The 18,894-nt window shown below is 74.6% G+C and carries 18 protein-coding genes; 6 read left to right on the top strand and 12 right to left on the bottom strand.

Annotated elements, in window-relative coordinates; translation table 11 throughout:
* Positions 1-46: 46 nt before the first annotated feature.
* Positions 47-355, bottom strand: coding sequence for a hypothetical protein (locus tag ACH4OW_RS13985; protein ID WP_398027580.1), 309 nt, complete (start codon positions 353-355; stop codon positions 47-49).
* A gap of 93 nt (positions 356-448) precedes the next feature.
* Positions 449-1,672, bottom strand: a complete 1,224-nt coding sequence (locus ACH4OW_RS13990) for an ROK family protein (protein WP_398027582.1) — start codon at positions 1,670-1,672, stop codon at positions 449-451.
* A gap of 56 nt (positions 1,673-1,728) precedes the next feature.
* Between ACH4OW_RS13990 and ACH4OW_RS13995 the strand changes: the two genes are divergently transcribed.
* Positions 1,729-2,826, top strand: a complete 1,098-nt coding sequence (locus ACH4OW_RS13995) for a Gfo/Idh/MocA family oxidoreductase (protein ID WP_398027584.1) — start codon at positions 1,729-1,731, stop codon at positions 2,824-2,826.
* Positions 2,823-3,359 carry a heme-degrading domain-containing protein gene (locus ACH4OW_RS14000; protein ID WP_360123102.1) on the top strand — a complete coding sequence of 179 codons (537 nt, stop codon included), beginning with the start codon at positions 2,823-2,825 and terminating at the stop codon, positions 3,357-3,359. Before ACH4OW_RS13995 ends, ACH4OW_RS14000 begins: the two co-directional genes overlap by 4 nt.
* 43 nt (positions 3,360-3,402) lie before the next feature.
* On the opposite strand, the gene ACH4OW_RS14005 is transcribed toward ACH4OW_RS14000, so the two are convergent.
* The 5 genes from ACH4OW_RS14005 to ACH4OW_RS14025 form a co-directional block, all read right to left on the bottom strand.
* Positions 3,403-5,187: a choice-of-anchor A family protein gene (locus tag ACH4OW_RS14005; protein ID WP_398027586.1), complete on the bottom strand. Its 1,785-nt coding sequence runs from the start codon at positions 5,185-5,187 to the stop codon at positions 3,403-3,405.
* Between the two features lie 158 nt (positions 5,188-5,345).
* Positions 5,346-6,203, bottom strand: a complete 858-nt coding sequence (locus tag ACH4OW_RS14010) for a fumarylacetoacetate hydrolase family protein (RefSeq protein ID WP_398027588.1) — start codon at positions 6,201-6,203, stop codon at positions 5,346-5,348.
* Positions 6,204-6,340: 137 nt separating this feature from the next.
* On the bottom strand, positions 6,341-7,102 hold the full coding sequence (locus ACH4OW_RS14015) for a membrane protein insertase YidC (protein ID WP_360123111.1): 762 nt from the start codon (positions 7,100-7,102) through the stop codon (positions 6,341-6,343).
* A 97-nt stretch (positions 7,103-7,199) separates the two neighbouring features.
* Complete coding sequence (locus ACH4OW_RS14020) at positions 7,200-7,505, bottom strand: DUF6412 domain-containing protein (RefSeq protein ID WP_360123113.1); 306 nt, start codon at positions 7,503-7,505, stop codon at positions 7,200-7,202.
* 115 nt (positions 7,506-7,620) lie between these two features.
* Positions 7,621-8,622 carry a helix-turn-helix domain-containing protein gene (locus ACH4OW_RS14025; protein WP_360123116.1) on the bottom strand — a complete coding sequence of 334 codons (1,002 nt, stop codon included), beginning with the start codon at positions 8,620-8,622 and terminating at the stop codon, positions 7,621-7,623.
* 498 nt (positions 8,623-9,120) lie between these two features.
* Between ACH4OW_RS14025 and ACH4OW_RS14030 the strand changes: the two genes are divergently transcribed.
* From ACH4OW_RS14030 to ACH4OW_RS14040, 3 genes are all read left to right on the top strand, one after another.
* Positions 9,121-9,831, top strand: coding sequence for a hypothetical protein (locus ACH4OW_RS14030; RefSeq protein WP_398027591.1), 711 nt, complete (start codon positions 9,121-9,123; stop codon positions 9,829-9,831).
* A complete protein-coding gene (locus ACH4OW_RS14035) occupies positions 9,828-11,390 on the top strand; it encodes an NADH-ubiquinone oxidoreductase-F iron-sulfur binding region domain-containing protein (protein WP_398027593.1) in 1,563 nt (520 codons plus the stop codon). The genes ACH4OW_RS14030 and ACH4OW_RS14035 overlap by 4 nt, the downstream gene beginning before the upstream one ends.
* 149 nt (positions 11,391-11,539) lie before the next feature.
* Positions 11,540-12,496, top strand: a complete 957-nt coding sequence (locus ACH4OW_RS14040) for an SCO0930 family lipoprotein (protein WP_360123125.1) — start codon at positions 11,540-11,542, stop codon at positions 12,494-12,496.
* Here the strand turns inward: ACH4OW_RS14040 and ACH4OW_RS14045 are convergent.
* From ACH4OW_RS14045 to ACH4OW_RS14060, 4 genes are read right to left on the bottom strand one after another with little or no spacing between them, the layout of a single operon-like run.
* Complete coding sequence (locus ACH4OW_RS14045) at positions 12,474-13,994, bottom strand: sodium:solute symporter (RefSeq protein ID WP_398027595.1); 1,521 nt, start codon at positions 13,992-13,994, stop codon at positions 12,474-12,476. The genes ACH4OW_RS14040 and ACH4OW_RS14045 overlap by 23 nt on opposite strands.
* Entirely contained in the window at positions 13,991-14,212 is a 222-nt protein-coding gene (locus ACH4OW_RS14050; protein ID WP_360123131.1) for a DUF3311 domain-containing protein, read from the bottom strand. The genes ACH4OW_RS14045 and ACH4OW_RS14050 overlap by 4 nt, the downstream gene beginning before the upstream one ends.
* Positions 14,213-14,223: 11 nt before the next feature.
* Positions 14,224-15,042: a class E sortase gene (locus tag ACH4OW_RS14055; protein ID WP_398027597.1), complete on the bottom strand. Its 819-nt coding sequence runs from the start codon at positions 15,040-15,042 to the stop codon at positions 14,224-14,226.
* Between the two features lie 57 nt (positions 15,043-15,099).
* Positions 15,100-16,479 carry a DUF445 domain-containing protein gene (locus tag ACH4OW_RS14060; protein WP_398027599.1) on the bottom strand — a complete coding sequence of 460 codons (1,380 nt, stop codon included), beginning with the start codon at positions 16,477-16,479 and terminating at the stop codon, positions 15,100-15,102.
* Positions 16,480-16,739: 260 nt separating this feature from the next.
* Between ACH4OW_RS14060 and ACH4OW_RS14065 the strand changes: the two genes are divergently transcribed.
* Positions 16,740-18,029 carry an SGNH/GDSL hydrolase family protein gene (locus ACH4OW_RS14065; protein WP_398027601.1) on the top strand — a complete coding sequence of 430 codons (1,290 nt, stop codon included), beginning with the start codon at positions 16,740-16,742 and terminating at the stop codon, positions 18,027-18,029.
* 39 nt (positions 18,030-18,068) lie between these two features.
* Here ACH4OW_RS14065 and ACH4OW_RS14070 read toward each other — a convergent pair whose 3' ends face one another.
* Positions 18,069-18,776 carry a DUF1707 domain-containing protein gene (locus ACH4OW_RS14070; protein ID WP_360123143.1) on the bottom strand — a complete coding sequence of 236 codons (708 nt, stop codon included), beginning with the start codon at positions 18,774-18,776 and terminating at the stop codon, positions 18,069-18,071.
* Between the last annotated feature and the right edge of the window lie 118 nt (positions 18,777-18,894).

Raw genomic sequence — 18,894 nt, forward strand, 5'->3', positions numbered from 1 at the left:
GGGTCGGCGGGCTACGACACCGGCTCTCAGCGGCGGCGGAGGCGGGTCAGCGGCGGCGGAAGCGGCGGGCCGCCGTCACGAGGAGCGCGCCGGCGGACAGGAACACCAGGGCGGCGGCCCCCACGCGGCTCACGGACGCCGAACCGGTGTCCGCGAGATGGGGCGGGTGGTCGGGACGGGCGGGCGCGCGGGCCGCCTCGCCCGCCGAGGGGAACGGGGCCGCCGCCACCCGCTCCCCCGCCCCCTGCCCGGCGCCCTCGGTGGCGGCCGCGGCCGGGCACGCCAGGGAGACGGCGGCCAGCAGCGCGGCCGAGACGGTGGCGCGCACCAGTGCGCGGGGCGGACAGACGGGCATGACGGACGCTCCTGCTCGATCAGCTCAGGCGGCGCGGACCACGCCAGGCCGCTCGTATGACCGGTCGGTTCCGGACCCTGCCACGTGCGGCCTTCACCACGGCACCGACGCCACCGGCGGCGGCTCCCGATCGCCCGAATGCCGCGCGTTCAGCGCAGTTCCGCCGCCGAACGGCGAGCCGGCCGCCCCGAACAGCGGCGTCAGGACGAGCTGCGCCGCGCCGTCCGCCACCGCCCGCGCTCCCCCCGCGGCCAGCGCCACGGGGACCGCGGGCGCACTGCCGTCCCCGCGCGTACGGGCCTGTTCGGCCAGGACGTCGGCCACGCCGCGTACGTAGACGCCGGGGTTCGCCAACACCGCGCGGCCGCCGAGCAGCACCCGGTCGACGTCGAGCAGTTCCACCAGATTGGCCGCGCCGACCCCGAGGATGCGCGCCGCCTCGGCGGGCCTGCCGCGCTCCGCGCTGTCCAGGCACAGGGCCTCGACGCAGCCGCGCTTGCCGCACTCGCAGCGCGGGCCGTCCAGTTGCAGCACCTGGTGGCCGAACTCGCCCGCGCCGGTCCTGGCCCCCCGGTACAGCGCGCCGCCGAGCACCAGCCCCGCGCCCAGCCCCGTACCCAGGTGCAGGTAGCCGAAGGAGCCACCACCGCCGGGCTCCCGCTGCGCCAAGCCGAGCGCCGCGGCGTTGGTGTCCTTGTCGAGGACGACGGGCAGGCCGAGCCGGTGGGCGAGCGCCTCGCCCAGCGGGAAGCCGTCCCAGTCCGGGAAGCCGGTGACCCGCCGCAGCACCCCGGCCTCGTGGTCCAGCGGCCCCGGGCAGGCGGCGCCGAGCCCCAGCACACGCGGCGAGCGGGCCTCGTCCGGCAGCGCCGCGAGCTGCGCGGCCACCGTGTCGAGCACCGCACGCGCGCCCGCGCCGAAGTCCAGCGGCGCGGTCCGTTCGGCGACGGTCGCGCCCGCGAGGTCGGCGAGCACCACGGTCAGCTCGTCGCGGTCCAGGTGCAGCCCGATCGCGTAGCGGGCCTCGGGCACCAGGCGCAGGACCGTACGCGGCTTGCCGCCGGTGGAGGCGCGCCGGCCCGCCTCGGCCGCCAGCCCCTCGCCCCGCAGCCGGGCGGTGATCTTGCTGACGGCCTGCGGGGTCAGCCCGGTGTGCGCGGCGAGCTCCAGCCGGCTGACGCCCGACGGACCCGCCGCGCGCAGCAGGCCCAGCACCAGCGCGGTGTTGTGGCCCCGCAAGGCGGGCAGGCCGGCTCCGCCGCCGGGCGGCACGGCGGCCGGGGCGGCGACACGTTCGTCGGGGTCGTTGCTGGTCACCCGTCCATTGTCCGCATTGCTTGCACTTTGGCAACAGCGTTGCTTAAGTGGGACGCATGAACGACTCCACCGGCACACCCCTCCGCGTCGGCCTCATCGGCTACGGCCTGGCCGGCTCGGTCTTCCACGCCCCCCTGATCGCCGCCACCGACGGCCTGGTGCTGGACACCGTCTCCACCAGCAGCCCGGACCGGCAGGCCCAGGCCCGCGCCGAACACCCCCGCGTCCGTACCGTCGCCACCCCCGACGACGTCCTGGACCGCGCCGGCGAGCTGGACCTGATCGTCATCGCGTCCCCCAACAAGACCCACGTCCCGCTCGCCGCCGCCGCGCTGGAAGCCGGACTGCCGGTGGTCGTCGACAAGCCGCTCGCCGCGACGGCCGCCGAGGCCGACCGGCTGGCCGCCCTCGCGGACGACCGCGGCCTGCTGCTCTCCGTCTTCCAGAACCGCCGCTGGGACAACGACTTCCGCACGGTGCGCAAGCTCGTCGCCGAGGGCGCGCTCGGCGACGTCCAGCGCTTCGAGTCGCGCTTCGAACGCTGGCGGCCGAAACCCAAAGGCGGCTGGCGCGAGTCCGGCGACCCCGCGGAGATCGGCGGCCTGCTGTACGACCTCGGCAGCCACGTCGCCGACCAGGCGATCGCCCTCTTCGGGCCGGTCACCCAGGTCTACGCCGAGTCCGACGTACGCCGTCCGGGCGCCGAGGCCGACGACGACACGTTCCTCGCCCTCACGCACGCCAACGGCGTCCGCTCACACCTGTGGGTGAGTGCCACCACCGCGCAGCTCGGCCCGCGGTTCCGCGTGCTGGGCAGCCGGGCGGGCTACGTGAAGTACGGCCTGGACCCGCAGGAGGCGGCGCTGCGCGACGGCCGGCGGCCCGGCGACGACCGGGCCGGCTGGGGCACGGAACCACAGGAGGCGTGGGGCCGGATCGGCGCCGGGGAATCCCCGCAGACCGGCGGCGGCGAACCCGTACCGACACTGCCCGGCGACTACCCCGCGTACTACGCGGCCGTCGCCGAGGCACTGCGCACCGGAGGCCGCCCGCCGGTGAGCGCGGCCGAGGCCGCGGCCACGCTGCGCGTCCTGGAAGCGGCCAAGACATCGGCGGCCGAGGGCCGCACGGTTCGGATCGAGGAGTCGGCATGAACGGCATGAACGGTACGGGCGGCGTCGGCGTGCTGAACGGCGGCGACGAGCGCGAGGCGGCCCGCCACCAGGTTCGCGAACTGGAGGAACAGGAGCGGCGCCTGGTGCTGGACAGCTTCGGCAACGACGACGCCTGGCGGCTCGGCTGCCTGCTGACGGACCTGGCACGCGAGCGCGGCGCGGCCGTGACGGTGGACATCCGGCGCGGCGCGCAGCAGCTGTTCCACTGCGCGCTGCCCGGCACGTCCGCGGACAACGACGCGTGGATCGAGCGCAAGCGCCGCGTCGTCGAACGGTACGCGGAGTCCTCGTACCTGGTCGGCGCCCGCTTCCGCGCGAAGGGCCGCACCTTCGAAGAATCGTCCCGCCTCGACCCGGACCGCTACGCCGCGCACGGCGGCGCCTTCCCCGTACGGCTGCGCGGTACGGGAGTCGTCGGCACGGTCACGGTCTCCGGCCTCCCCCAGGGCGACGACCACGCGTTGGTGGCCGACGCCCTGGGGCGCTACATCGAGCAGCGGGCGGCGGGCTGACTCCGGATCAGCCGGGTCAGCCGGATCAGCCGGATCAGCCGGGTCAGTCGGAGCGGCGGCGCGTACGGATGATCAGTACGAGCACCACACCGCTGACGACGGCGGCCGCTGCCGCCCCGATGAACAGCGGGTCCTGGAAGGCACTGCCGCTGTGCGCCAGCTGATCCCCGCCATCCGTCGGCCCGGGACTGGGCACGTGACTCGGCACATGACTCGGCACGGGAGTGCCGGAGGAGTCCGTGGGGGACGGGGTCGGGGACGGGGTGGGTTCCGTTGGGGTGACGGTCGGCTCCGTGGGGGCCGGGGTCGGGTCCGTGGGGGGTGCGGTCGGCTCCGTGGGAGTGGGCTCCGGCTCGGTGGGGGTCGGGAGGGGATCGGTGGGGGCCGGGGTCGGGTCCGTGGGTGACGGGCTCGGCTCGGTGGGCGTCGGAGTCGGTGTCGGCTCCGTCGGGGTCGGGATCGGCGTCGGCTCCGTCGGGCTCGGGCTCGGTTCCGTCGGGCTCGGCGTCGGAGTCGGCTCCGTGGGAGACGGGCTCGGCTCGGTCGGCGTGGGCGACGGCTCGTCCGTGGGCGTGGGCGACGGCTCGGTGGGGCTGGGCGACGGCTCATCGGTCGGTGACGGCGACGGCTCGTCCGTCGGCGTGGGCGACGGCTCCGTTGGGCTGGGCGTGGGCTCGTCGGTCGGCGTCGGTGACGGTTCGGTCGGCGACGGGGACGGTTCCGTGGGCGTGGGCGTGGGCGTGGGCGTGGGTGTCGGAGTCGGAGTCGGTGACGGGGTCGGTCCGCCGCAGTCCGGCAGGTCCCCGTTGAACGGGTAGTTGTGGATCTCCGCGCCGGAGGTCGAGGTGTGGTGCAGCGAACCCACGGTGAAGAGCCTGCCGTTCATGCCCGGCATGGACACCGTCGTCGTACTGCCCTGCTTGCCGACCAGCACGCTCCCCTGGAACTGCGCGCTGCCCTTGAACTCCACGGTGTTCGCGTCCGGGAAGTTCCACAGCAGCCGTTCGCGGATGCCGGGCGGCTGGAGGTCGTGGCCGATGTACGAGTTGATCGTGCGGGCGTCGCCGACCATGTTGACCAGGACCGTGGCGCCGGCCGGGATTCCCGCGAAGGTGATGCCCTGGGCTCCGCCGTTGCGGCCCACCAGGTCGAAGTCGACGTTGAACACCTGGAGGGCGGACGTGCCGTCGCCGGTGAAGACCGTCGTGTAGCCCTGGTTGACCGCCGTGCCGGTCGCGGGCCGCGGCCCGGCGCCGGTGCGGGCGTAGCACTGGCTGCTCGCCGTGAGCGCGGGGACCAGCCCGCGGTACGGGTCGGCGGCGCCGGGCCGCTGGTCCGCCTGGGGGATCACCGTGCCGCTGAGCCTGCCTTCGTAGGCGACGACGCCGTGCGTGCTGCCTTCCTCGGCGAGCAGCCGCTGTCCGGGCGCGATGGTGACGTCACCGCCCACGGTCAGGAAGTCGGAGCCGTTGGGCGGCGTGACCCGGGAGCCCACGGCGATGCCCACGTTGTAGACGCTGGACCCGCCGGTCTTGTTCATCTCGAAGCTGCCGAGCGTGGCGACCTTCCCTTCGGCCTCGGCGGCCGATCCGCCGACGCGGAAGTCACCGCCGACGAAGACGTTGAGGTTCTCGTCCCGCCCCGCGACCGGCCCGTTGTTCGGATCGTCGTACGAGGACGGGCACTGGCTTCCCAGGCAGGGGCCGAGTCCGCCGGGCAGTGGGGCCGCGAAGCCGAACGCCGCGAAGAGCCCGAGGAGCAGTGCGGCGACGGCTCCGAGCGCGGCGGCGGCCACCACATGGGACCGTTTTGTCTTTTTTGCAGGCATATACGCACTATGTGCGCGGACCGGCCGGGCAGCCGGGCGGCCCGCGCACCCGCCCGGCAAGACCCCCTGGTCAGCGGACAACCGACCGCCGACCGCGGACCGCGGACCGTGGACCGCCGCAGCGGCACCCGGCCTGATGTGCCGTCAGTCCGTACGGGTCAGGCCCCCTTCAGCTCCTGCCGCTGCCGCCCCAGCCCGTCGATCTCCAGCTCCACCACGTCACCGGCGCACAGGTACGGCTTCGGTTCCGGGTGCCCCATCGCCACGCCCGCCGGGGTGCCGGTGTTGACGACGTCGCCCGGGTACAGCGTCATGAACCGGCTCAGGTAGCGGATCACTTCGGCCACCGGGAAGATCTGCTCGGCGGTCGTGCCGTCCTGCCGCAGCGTCCCGTTGACCCACAGCCGTACGCCCAGGGCCTGCGGGTCGGGTATCTCGTCCGCCGTCACCAGCCAGGGGCCCAGCGGGTTGAACGTCTCGCAGTTCTTGCCCTTGTCCCACTGGCCGCCGCGCTCGATCTGGAACTCCCGTTCGGATACGTCGTGGGCGATCGCGTACCCGGCGATGGCGGCGCGGGCCTCGTCGTCGGTCTCCAGGTAGCGCGCGGTACGGCCGATGACCACGGCCAGTTCGACCTCCCAGTCGGTCTTCACGCTGCCGCGCGGCACCAGCACCGTGTCGTCGGGGCCGACGACCGTGTCGGCCGCTTTCAGGAAGACGATCGGCTCGGCCGGCACGGCGGCGCCGGTCTCGCGCGCGTGGTCGTGGTAGTTCAGCCCGATGCACACGACCTTGCCGATCCGGGCGACGGGCGGGCCGGTGCGCAGCCCGGCGGGATCGAGGCGCGGCAGCCCGCCGGCGGCGGCCGCCGCGCGTACCGCGTCGAGGGCCGGGCCGTCCGCGAGCAGCGCCCCATCGATGTCCGTGACCAGCGACGACAGGTCCCGCAGGGTGCCGTCCTCGTCGAGCAGCGCCGGGCGTTCCGCCCCCACCGGACCGACACGCAGCAGCTTCATCGGTACAACTCCCGTGGTCGAAGGGTCGGTCCGGGAGGGCTCTCCCGGGCCGGCCGATGGGGACGGCCATCGAGCGATTCGGACGATCGTCCAAGAACGGCGTCCACTCCGCAAGACCCGGTTCACGTACTGGACCGTTACCCGGCGGTACGGACCGGGCTCGCGGCCCCTTCGGCCGGGCTCCCGGCGTGCAGCAGCGCCCGCTCGCACGCCGTCCACGTCGTGGTCGTCACCAGGTAGAGCGCGGCCGCCAGCGGCAGCACCGCGACGCTGGCCAGCGTCCCGAAGGACAGCAGCGGCATGACCTTCGCCATGCCGGCGAGGCCGGGCACCGCACCGCCGTCGGGAGCCGGCGCCGCGCCCGCCGCGAGATTTGGGGCCATCGCCGTACGCGCCCGCCGGTAGTTCCAGGTGGCGACGGCCGCGACCAGGGCGAACAGCGCGCAGTACACCAGTCCGTGCGGCCCGAACGCGCCGCCGTCCGCGAGGGCCTGCGTCCAGTGCCCGCCGAGCGGCGCGCCCAGCAGCGTGTGTCCGAGCAGGCCGCTGCCGTCGCTGGTGAACAGGTGGTACATGACGAAGAAGACCGGGAGTTGCAGGAGGGCCGGCAGGCAGCCGGCCAGGGGCGAGGACCCGGACTCGGCGTAGAGCGCGGCCGTGGCCTCGCGCAGCCGCTCCGGGTCCTTCCCGTGCTTGCGCCGCAGCTCGGCCAGGCGCGGCGCGTGTGCGGCGCGGGCCTTTTCGCCACGGGCGGCAGCGCGGGCGAGCGGGTGCAGCGCGGCGCGTACGCACAGGGTGAAGAGGATGATCGCGGCGGCCGTCGCCGAGGCGCCGAAGAGCGGTTCGATGAGGTCGGCGGCCTGGGACAGCGCGCCGCCCAGGGTGGAGAAAACGGACATGGGTGAGCCCTCCGCGGGTCTCGTCGTGCCGGGATACGGAAGTCGGCGTGACGAGCCGCGCGGGCAGTGGCCCACGCCCCGTGCGAGAGGCGGGTGCCTACGCGGCCGTCGGGAGGGGACGGCCGGGTGCCCGGGGCCGCGGGCGGCCCGCGGCGTCGGGATCGCGCTGCGGCAGGAAGGCCGTGCGGCGCTCCCGGTCGCGGATGGCGGTACGGACGCGGCCCGGCGGTTCGGGCCTGGCGAGCGCGGCGGCCAGGAAGGCGCGGCACAGCAGCAGTACGGCGGCGGTGGTCGCGGCGGCGGCGAGCGTCGAGGTCAGGCCGCTCTGGGCGAGCGCGAACCCGGAGAGCAGGAAGAAGAGCGCGCCCACATACAGCCGCCAGGCGTCGGCGCAGCGCTGCATGTGCTCACTCCTCCCCCGGTACCTCCGGTGTCGTCCGCCCCAGGGTAACGGCAGCGCCGCCGCGCGGGGCGGCAGCCCCGGAGGGGAGCCCGGGGCCGCCGCGTTCGAGGGGCCGTCACAGCCCGTTGACCCGGGCCTCCCTGGCCACGCCGAGCGGGCGGATGGTGGAGGCGACGGCCCGCGCCCGGCGGCCGGCCCGTGAGCGGTAACGGCGTACGTGGGCCATCAGTCGGCGGCTGCGCAGCGCCATCTCCAGCTCGAAGCGGGTACGCGGGTCGCGCAGCGCGGGCCCGAAGAGCTTCTCGATCTGCCGCAGGCGGTAGCGCACCGTCTGCGGGTGCACCTGGAGCACCTTGGCCGCTTCGGGTGCGCCGCCGCCCTCCAGCCAGGCCAGCAGGGTGACCTCCAGGCGTTCGCTCTGCCGGGGCGTCAGGTCGTCGAGCGGGCTCAGCCAGCGCGAGGACAGGGCGTGGGCCAGGGATTCGTCCTGGAGGAGGAGCAGTGCGGAGAGGTGGTCGTCGACGAAGGCCGGGCGCGCGTCGGGTCCGCCGCGGCCGGGGGACAGCGCGAGCAGGGCGCGTGCCCAGCGCAGTGAGGAGGCGGTGTCGCCGGCCGGTACGGCGTGGCCGACCGCCGCGGCCCGGCCCTTGAGCGCGGCCTCCAGGCGGGCGCGGGTCTGCGTCGTGGGGTCGGGGACGAAGAGGCAGGTGTCGCCGTCCACCGTCCCGGTCAGGGCGTCGCCGAGGGCGGCGGCCAGCTGGGGCGCTTCGGCGGACGAGGCGAGGGCGACGGCCTGGACGAGTCGCGGTACGGGCCAGCCGGCGCAGCGGGCCACCTCGGCGAGGGCGACGTCGGAGACGTCCTTGATTCCGGCGAGGGCGGCGAACAGCTCGCGGCGGGCGGGTGCCACCGGCAGCGGGGTGACGACGAGGTCCTTGGGCCGCGGCATGCGTTCCGTGGTTTCCTGGTAGCCGAGCGCCACCAGCATGGCCTGTTCCACGGCCCGGCGGGACTCTTCGGCGCCCATTTCCGCGAGCAGCGCGGAAAAGGCGGGAATCCCGCTCCGCAGCTCCTCGGTCACCTTCTCGGCGAGCGCCGGGAGTTCCTTTCTCAGCACGCGGGTCCATTCACCACGGGGGCGTGACCAGATGCGGTTCAGGAGATCACACATCGCTACCTCGTTCCTGGCGTGATGCGGAGGGGGGTAAGGCCCTGCTGCCCGGAAGCGCCGTGCGGAGTGCCCCGGGCGGGAGTCGTGCTTGGAGGGGCACCATCCGGAGTTACCTTGCGTAACTTCGATGGCGGTGCAGGAATTTGTCACAGCGCGATAAACCGCAGGACGGTCCGCGGGCGTTCGGTGATGCTGCTGGGCACCCCGATCACCGGCGTTTGGCACACACCTTTGCGTGCCCCGGCGGGGCGCGGCGCATAAGGCGGTGGCAAAAGGCCCCGGCGACCCCGGCGGCCCGCCCGCCGATTCCGGCGTCCATGCCGAAACCGGTGCCCATGCCGAAACCCGTGCCCGCGGTGGGCAATTCGCCGCGGCGCCCTTTGCCCCGCGGCGCCTTCGCGCCCACGCCCCACCCCTCCCCCGCTCCCTCCTCAAGGAGGCCCCATGCCCGCGTCCCGCTTGCGGACCGCCCTGCGCCCCGCCCTGCCGGCGGTCGTACTCCTCTTCCTGGCCGTGGCCACCCAGGCCGGTGCGCCCCAACGGGCGCTCGACTTCCTGGACTTCGGCGCCGGCGTACTCGCGCTGGTCGCGCTCACCGGCACCGTGCTGTGGGGTTTGGCCGCCACCGACCGGCTGCTGCTGCACTCCGGCCACCGGCTGGTCGCCCAGGCCGTGCACCGCGGCACCGGCGTCGCCGGGCTCGGCTTCCTCGCCCTGCACATCGGGGTGAAGGTGGCCCGCGCCCGTACGAGCGGCACGGCCGCTGCGGTGCCGCTCGCCGACGACGGACGGCCGCTGCTCATCGGCCTCGGCACGCTGGCCGGTTATCTCTTCCTCGCGGCGGCCGTGACGGGCGCGGTGCGCGGCGCTTTCACCTCGCGCCGGGGGTCGCGGTGGTGGCGGATGCTGCACATGGGCGCGTACGTGGCGTGGTGTGCGGCGCTGGTGCACGGGTTGAAGTCCGGGCGGCCGGCGGCGGGTTGGGTGACGGCCGGGTACGTGCTGTGTGTGGCCGGGGTCGCCGCGGTGCTCGTCCTGCGGCTTCGGGCGCCGCGGCGGGCGGCGGGGCCCGGCGCCGGGCCGCCGGGGGCTGGTGCCGGTACGTCACGGGTGGCGGCCCGGTCCGCCCGGCACACGCACGGAGCGCGCTCATGACGCTGCTCGCTCCGGCCTCCACGGTCCCCCTGCCCGCCGTCGGGCAGGCTCCCGTCCCCGCCCTGGCCGCGCTCGGGCCGCCCCGGCTGCTGGCCGGGCTGGACGGGGCCGAGCGCCTGGACCGGGTGGCGCACCTGACCCGGCACGGCAGCCCGCCCGACCTGTCCGCGAGCGAACTGGTCGCGCTGGCCGAGGACACCGGGCTGCGTGGGCGCGGCGGCGCCGGGTTCCCCTTCGCCCGCAAACTGAGCGCCGTCGTGGCGGGGCAGCGCCGCGCGGACGGTCGTGCCGCCGTGGTCGTCAACGGCAGCGAGGGCGAGCCCGGTTGCCTCAAGGACACGGCGTTGCTGCTGTACGCGCCGCACCTCGTGCTGGACGGCGCGCTGCTGGCCGCGCGGGCGCTCGGGGCCGAGGAGGTCGCGATCGGGGTGACGCGCGCCGACGTCGCCCGGTCGGTGCGCCGGGCCGTCGCCGAACGCGGTCCGCTGTCCACGCCGGTACGCGCCGAGTTGCTGGCAGAACGTTTCGTCACGGGCGAGGGCACCGCGCTCACCGACGGCCTCAACCGGGGCCCCGGACTACCCTCCGGCCGCAAGGTCCGCTCCAGCGAGCGCGGCCTGAACGGCCTGCCCACCCTGCTGTCCAACACCGAGACGTACGCACAGCTGGCCGTCGCCGCGCGGATGGGCGCCCTGGGCTACCGCAATACGGGCGATCCGGCCGAGCCCGGCACGATCCTGCTGACCGTGGGCGGCAAACGGGTCGTGGAGGCGCCGACCGGCGCGCCGCTCGCCCGCGTCCTGGCACTGTGCGGGCTCGGCCCCGGCCAGGGCGTGCTGATCGGCGGCTATCACGGCACCTGGCTGCCGGCATCCGCCGCCCGTACGGCCCTCCTCACCCGCGACTCCCTGGCCGCCTACGACGCGGTGCTCGGGGCGGGCGCGGTGCTGCCGCTGCCGGAGGGGACCTGCCCGGCGGGTGAGACCGTACGCGTCGCACGGTGGATGGCCGCCGAATCCGCCGGCCAGTGCGGGCCCTGCTTCCTGGGCCTGCCCGCCCTCGCCGACGCGCTCGGCCAGGCCGTCGGCGGTGGCGGGCAGCGCGCGCTGGACGCCGTACGGGCCCGGATGCGGGCCGTCGAACGGCGCGGTGCGTGCAGCCACCCCGACGGCACCGCGCGCTTCGTCGCCTCGGCACTGGCCGCCTTCCCCGAGGAGTTCGCCGGCCATGCGCACGGCGGCGGCTGCGGACGGCCGGTGCTCGGCGCGCTACCGGTGACCGGGGACGCGTACGGCGACGGCAGCACACCGGAAGACGGCGGGCGGCACGCGGGCGGCGGCGCCCGGCCGCGCGCGCCCGAGCAGCGGCTGCTCGTGGACTGGACGCTGTGCCAGGGCCACGGCCTGTGCGCCGACCTCGCGCCCGGCATCGTCCGGCTGGGCCCCGACGGCTACCCGGAGCGCGCCGCCATGCCGCTGCCCGCCCGGATGCGCCGCCGCGCGCAGCTCGCGGTGCGCCGCTGCCCGGCGCTCGCCCTGCGCGTCCAGGACGGCGGATGACCCGTACGGCCGCGGTACGGACGCCACTTCGACGCGGTTTCTGTCCTCCGATGACAACTTCCGCCCCGCCTGAACACCGGCGCCCCACCCCTCGTACCCCCGCAGAGAACACACCGGACAACACACCCGGAACCCCCGAGGAGTCAGCGATGAACCAGCACACGGACACCGGCACGGCACGGTACGCGGCACTGGCCGTGACGGCCGCCGCCGTCATGGCACTGACCACCGCCTGCGGCTCCGGCGACAGCACCAACGCCGCGCCGGTGGCGAACGACAAGGTCCGGGCCGGCAGCGGCGACGCGTCCGGATACGGATCGGGCGGCGCCTACGGATCGGCGCGCGACAGCAACCAGCCCGCCGCGCCGGGCGCCCCCGCCGAGACCCTCGCCCTGCGCCAGTCCCCCGGCCTCGGCCCGGTCGTCACCGACAGCAAGGGCATGACCCTCTACCGCTTCGACAAGGACACCGCCAAGCCGCCCAACTCCGCCTGCGCCGGCGCCTGCGCGACCACCTGGCCCCCGGTGCCCGCCGAGGACGCCACCGCCGCCTCCGGCATGGCCGCGAGCGCCCTCGGCTCGGTCACCCGCGCCGACGGCACCAAGCAGCTGACCATCGGCGGCTGGCCCGCGTACCGCTACGCGAAGGACACCGCGCCCGGCGACACCAAGGGCCACGGCGTCGGCGGCACCTGGAACGCGCTCGCCGCCGACGGCAAGAAGGCCACCGCGGGGCCGGCCGCCGACGTGTCCGTCTTCGACCAGCCCAAGCTGGGCAAGCTGCTGGTCGACAAGCAGGGCCGCACGGTCTACCGGTTCAACAAGGACAGCGCCTGGCCGATGAAGTTCGGCTGCAACGACACCTGCCTGGACACCTGGAAACCCGTCGGCCCGGCCGACAAGAGCAAGCTGGCGGGCGTCCCCGCCAAGCTGATCAGCACCGTCACCCGCCCCGACGGCACCAAGCAGCTCGCCGTCGACTGCTGGCCCGTCTACACGTTCAGCGGCGACAAGCAGCCCGGGGACGTGAACGGGCAGGGGAAGATGGGCACCTGGTTCGCCGTCTCCCCGGAGGGCAAGAAGATCACCTCGCCGGCGACGGGCTGACCCCGGCCGCCTCTGCGCCGTCCTCCGGTTCCAGGTCCGACGCCAGCACCTCGGCGTCCGGCCGGTCGTCCACGGGCCGCGGCCCCAGCCAGGTCACCGCGAGCGCCACCACCAGGTTCACCGCGAGCCCCACGATCCCCGCGTTGACGCCCCACACCGGGTCGTGCTCGGTGAAGACCAGCCCGCAGACCACCGCCAGACCCGCGACCAGGCCGCCGACGGCCCCGTACAGCGTCAGCCGCCGCCACACCAGCCCCAGCAGGATCATCGGTACGAGCTGCGCCATCCCCTCGTACGAGATGAGCGACAGCCGTACGAGCGTGTTCGGCGCCGTGTACGTCAGCAGCAGCGCCAGCGCGCCCGCCACGACGACGACCACCTGCGACCACAGCTTCTGGCGGTTCGCCAGCCGGGGCACCGCGCCCAGCACGCTCCTCCCCCACATCGTGCCGATGACCAGCATGAACACGGCCATCGGCACGATGGAGGAGAGCGCCGCCGCGACTCCCGTGACGCCCACCAGCCAGGCCGGCAGCGAGTCCACCACCAGCTTGAACAGCGCCAGGTTGGAGTCGGCGCCGGTCAGCCCCGGCACGACGAACAAGGCCGCCATGCCCAGCAGCATCGGCACGAACAGCAGCACGTTGTAGAAGGGCAGCAGCACCGCGTTGCGCCGCAGGGCGTCGGCGCTGCGCGCGCCCAGGTAGCCCGCGACGGTCGTCGGGAAGATGACGACGGTCAGCGAGTTCAGGAGGGAGGTGGTGATGAACCAGCCCTGGCCCAGGCCGCCCGAGTTGTGGCCGGGGAAGGTCAGCCACTGCGGCTTTTCGGCGACGATCCGGTCCAGGAAGGGCCCGTAGCCGTCGAAGTAGTGCAGCGGCACGTACACGGCGAGGAACGCCAGCGTCGCGATGACCAGGATGTCCTTGAGCACGGACACCCAGGCGCTGCCGCGCAGGCCGCTGACCACGACGAAGAGGGTGGTCACCGCGAAGCCGATGAAGTACGCCCAGTTCAGGCTGATCGCGCCGTAGGAGATGGTCGTCACGACCACGCCCATGCCGGTGATCTGGAGCTGGATGTACGGCAGCAGGCAGACGGTGGCCAGGACCGCCACCGCGGTGCCGAGCCAGCGCCGCCCGTAGCGGTGCGCCACCAGGTCCGTGATGCCGACCAGGCCGTGCCGGCGCGCGTACGACCAGAGCATCGGGCCGACGACGAAGCCGACCGCGTAGCCGCAGGACATGTACGCGAGGACGTAGAGGACCGGGGCGCCGAAGTTGTAGCCCCAGCCCGCCGCGCCCAGGTAGCTGAAGCTGGTGTAGCTCTCGCCCGCCATCAGCACCCAGATGAAGACCGTGCCGAGGCTGCGGCCGCCCACCGACCACTCGGCGAGCCCGCCCTTGCCGCGCCCGCCGCCGCGGACCGCCAGCAGGCCCAGGGCCAGCGTCAGCACCATGAACGCGGCGAAGATGGAGGTGGCGATCGTCGCGTTCACGCCGCACCCCGCTCCGCGGCCCGCCGTGCGGCCCGCTTGCGGTCGCCCCGCCAGGCCAGCCACACCGAGGCGGGCGTCAGCAGGGTCGCGAGCAGCATCCAGAAGACGAGGAAGGGCAGCCCGAACACGGTCGGCGTCACGCGGTTCACCAGCGGCAGCACGCCGAGGTAGAGCACGTGAGGCACCAGGAGCCACAGCAGTGTGGGACGTTTCAGCACAGCGCGAGAGCCTATCGGGGCGCGGCGCCCGTCAGCCGCCCCCACACCACCAGCCGGTACGCGGAGGAGTACTCGGGCGCGCAGGTCGTCAGCGTCAGGTAGGCGCGCGGCTCGGTGTAGCGGTAGGCCGGGTGGGCGGTGCTGTACGGGACCGGGGCGGTGACCGTGCCGTCGGCGGGCGAGGTGCGCGGCAGGGTCCGGTCGACCGCGTACGTGTAGCGGACGGCCGCGGTCGTCACCTCCACCGTGTCACCGGGCCGCAGCCGGTTCAGGGAGCGGAACGGTTCGCCGTGCGTGTTGCGGTGCCCGGCCAGCGCGAAGTTCCCCTGCTCACCGGGTTGCGCGGTGTGCGCGTAGTGGCCCGCGTACCCCTTGTTCAGGACGGCGGGCCTGCTGGTGCCCTCGGCTACGGGCACGGTCAGGCCGAGGCGCGGGATGCGCAGGACCGCGTAAGCGGAGTCCCGGCGCGGACGCGGCGACGGAACCTCCTCCGGCGCCGCGCGGGGCCCCTGCTGCGTGCGCGGCTCCTGCTGCGCGCGGGTCCCGTGCCGCTCCGCGGGCGGGGATGTGGCGGGGCCGGGAGACGGCGGGACCGGAGACGGCCCTGCGGTCGGCGGGAGCCGCGTGTCCCACTGCCGCTCCAGCCGGGTCACCTGGTCCCGCGCGCTCGCCTGCGCCTGCCGGTTGGTCCAGTACAGCTGGTGCACGACGAGCAGCAGGACGAGCACCCCGAGCGTCACCACCAGCTCCGCGCCGGCCCACAGCACCCGTACGGCGGGCGGGCGCCGTCGCCGCTGCCCCTGCACCACCACCGGAATCCGCTCGCGCACGCGGTGCACGGTAGGGCCTGGGCCGTGAGACTTCCATAGGCGACGCCGCCCCGCGCGCTATCCCCCGAGCAGCCGCGACACCGCGTAGATGCACAGCCCGGCGAGCGCGCCGACGACCGTGCCGTTGATCCGGATGAACTGCAGGTCGCGCCCGATGTGCGCCTCGATCTTCTTCGAGGTGTGCTCGGCGTCCCAGCTCGCGACGGTGTCGGTGATCAACGAGGTGATCTCGTCGCGGTACGTCGTCACGACGTAGACCGCGGCGCCCTCCAGCCAGCCGTCCACCTTGCCCTGGAGCCGGCCGTCACCGGCCATCCGCTGCCCCAGCGACAGCAGGGCCGCCCGGGTCCGCAGCCGCAGCTCGCTGTTCTCGTCCTCCGCCGCCGACACGATCATCGCGCGCACGGAGCCCCACGCCGAGGCGATCAGGTCCTGCACCTCGCCGCGCCCCAGCACCTCCGACTTCAGGCGCTCCACCCGCTCGCGGGTGTCGGTGTCGGCCTGGAGGTCGCCGGCGAAGTCCTTGAGGAAACGGTCCACCGCGCCGCGCGCAGGGTGTTCGGGCATGTCCCGCATCTCGGTGACGAAGCGCAGCAGCTCCTTGTAGACCCGCTCGCCGACCTTGCGGTCCACGAAGCGCGGCGTCCAGCCCGGCGCGCCACCGGAGACCGCCGTCATCACCGAGTCGCCGTGCAGGGTCAGCCACTCGTGGGCCCGTACGCAGACCAGGTCCACGACCCGCTTGTGCCCGCCGTCCGCGACCACCTTCTCCAGCATCTTGCCCAGGCCCGGCGCCACCTCCTGCGCGTCGGCCCGCCGGGTGATCGCCTCGCCGACCACCGCCTGCACGTCGGAGTCGCGCAGCACGGTCAGCGCGCCGCGCAGCGCGGTGGACAGCTCCGCCGTCACCCGGTCGGCGTTCTTCGGCTCGGCGAGCCAGGCGCCGAGCCTGCGGCCGATGCCGACCTTGCGCAGCCGCTGCCGTACGACCTGGCCGGACAGGAAGTTCTCGCCGACGAACTCGCCGAGGCTCACCCCCAGCTGGTCCTTCTTCGTCGGGATGATGGCGGTGTGCGGGATGGGCAGCCCCAGGGGGCGCTTGAACAGGGCGGTCACCGCGAACCAGTCGGCCAGCGCGCCGACCATGCCGGCCTCGGCCGCCGCCGCCACGTACCCGGCCCAGCCGCCGGCACCGGCCGCCTTAGCCCAGGTGGCCAGGGCGTAGACCAGGGCCACGCCCAGCAGCAGGCAGGTCGCCAGGGTCTTCATGCGCCGTACGCCGCGCCGCTTCTCCTCGTCGGCGGGGCTGTAGGGGAAGCCGCCGGGCGGTACCGGGCCGTGCGCCGGGACCGTGCCCGCGTGCGGGCCCGCCGGTGCCCCGCCCGGCCCCGCGGCCGTATCCGCGCCGGGAACCACGTCCGTTTTCGTCCGTTCCATCCGCTCCACCCGCTCGAACCCGTCTGCGTCGTACGTACAGGCATATGCCCTGCTTCATGCCGGCCGTGCGTTCAACTGTGTCCTACTCCGGCAACGAACCACGAGTTCCCCGCCTGCGGGAAACCAGGGCGCCGGGCGGCTTCCCGGCCGTGCGTGCGAGCATGGGAGAACCGATCGGACCGCAACGGCGCCGCTGATCACACGCTGCCCTGTGCCCGCCCGGAGCACGCCGCTCCGCCTCCCCCAGGAGTCTGTGCCGCATGTCCTCAAGAGTGGGCCCGACCCTGCTCGCCGGCCTGGCGGCCCTGGTGGTGCTGGTCTCGGCCGCCGTCTGGCTCGGCTCCGGCGGCGACGGCACCCAGGACCCGGCGGGACGCGACCCGCACCCGGCAGGACGCTGGGTCGGTACGTGGTCGGCCGCCGCGACCGCCGCCGAACCCGGCAGCCTCGACGGCTACGCGGGCATGTCGATACGCAACGTCGTACACACCAGCATCGGCGGTACCAGCGCCCGCATCCAGCTCTCCAACCTCTACGGCACCCGCCCGCTGCCCGTCAGCCACGCCACCCTCGCCCTGGCCGCGGCCCCCGGCAAGGCCGCGGCGGCGGCCGGCACCATGCGCCGGCTGGCCTTCTCCGGACGCCCCGCCGTCACCGTCCCCGCGGGCGGCACGGTCAGCAGCGACCCCGTCACGCTCGACGTACCGGCCGCCGCCGACCTCCTGGTCACCACCTACTCCCCGTCCCCGTCCGGGCCCGCCACCTACCACCCGTACGCCCGGCAGGACTCCTACCTGGCACGCGGCGACCGGGCCGGGGACACCACCGGCGCCGCCTACACCGAGCAGACCCCGTACTGGCGCTACCTGACCGGCGTGGACGTCCGCAGCTCCCGCGCCGAGGGCACCGTCGTCGCCATCGGCGACTCCCTCACCGACGGCATCACCTCCACCGCGGGCGCCAACCACCGCTGGACGGACTTCCTCGCGGCGCGGCTGCGCACCGAGCCGGGCGCGCCGCGCTACGGCGTCCTCAACCAGGGCATCAGCGGCAACCGCCTGCTGATCGACGGCAGCCGCTACTCCCCCAACAACGGGCCCGGCGTACTGTCCCGCCTGGAGCGCGACGCGCTGTCCCGTACGGGCGTGAAAGCCGTGATCGTCGAGATCGGCCTCAACGACCTGTTCAAGTCCCCGCGCCAACTCGACCCGGAAAAGCTGGCCGAGGGCATGCGGGAGATCGTGCGCCAGGCGCGGGAGCGCGGGCTGCGCGTCGTCGGCAGCACGCTCACCCCGTTCGGCGGCCACCCCGCCTACCAGCCGGAACTCGACACCGTACGTACAGCGCTCAACGCCAAGATCCGTGCCGGGCAGGTCTACGACCAGTACGTGGACTTCGACGAGGCGCTGCGCGACCCCGGCGCCCCGGGGCGGCTGCGGCCCGTCCACGACTCGGGCGACCACCTCCACCCGAGCGACGCGGGCTACCGGGCGATGGCCGAAGCGGTCGACCTGCGGCAGCTCAAGGGGGCGGTGCGGGCGGCGCTGTGACGGGGCCGCCCGGCGGCCCTCATCCGTACGCCCGCGCCGTCACCCCAGCTCCTTGCGCCGCCGCTCCGGCACCTCACGGTCGTCCCCCCGGCCCGGCGGCTCCGCCTGCCGCTCCCGCGCCCGCTCCGCCTTCAGCCGCTGCTTCTCCAGCTTGGACACCTTGCGCCGGAACCCGACGCCGCCCATCATCGCGAAACCGGTGATCCTCACCCGCGGGGCGCCCGGCTCGCCGAGGGCGCCGTCGTCGGGCTCGAAGCCGCCCATGAAGCCCCAGCCCGTCACCTGAACCTCGACGCCCGGCGGCACGACGACCTCCATGCCGCCCATGAAGGCGAAGCAGCGCAGCGTGACCTCGCCCGCCTCGAAGTTCGCGTCCCGCAGGTCGAGCTGCCCGCCGCCTTGGAACACCCCGGCGGTGAACATCCGCGGCACCGTCCACCGGCCCTTGCGCACGAAGCCGCTCCAGACGGCGAACGCCCGGCGGGAGGAGGGCTCGCCGCCGATCCGCTCCCGCCACGCCGGCCGCCCCGGGGCACGGGCCGCCGGCACGCCGCCGTGGCCCGGCTGCGGCAGGTCCGCGACCAGCGGCCGCAGCGCGCCGACCGTACGGGCCTGGTACGCGGCCGTCAGCCGCTCGTCGAACTCCTCCATCGCCAGCCGCCCCTCGGCGAGGGCGTCGCGCAGGATCTCGGCGACCCGGTCGCGGTCGGCGTCCGAGGCGCGCAGATCCGGGAGTTCGTCAGTCATACGGACAGATTAATCCTTCTCGGTGGCGTACTGTCCGCGGAGAAACGGAAGATCACCTTCTCGAAGTCCGACGCGCATCCGCCGGACTGACGGACCGCCAGGTCGGCGGCGGGGCCGG

This window comes from Streptomyces sp. NPDC017056 (assembly GCF_044332485.1).
Classification (GTDB): Bacteria; Actinomycetota; Actinomycetes; order Streptomycetales; family Streptomycetaceae; genus Streptomyces.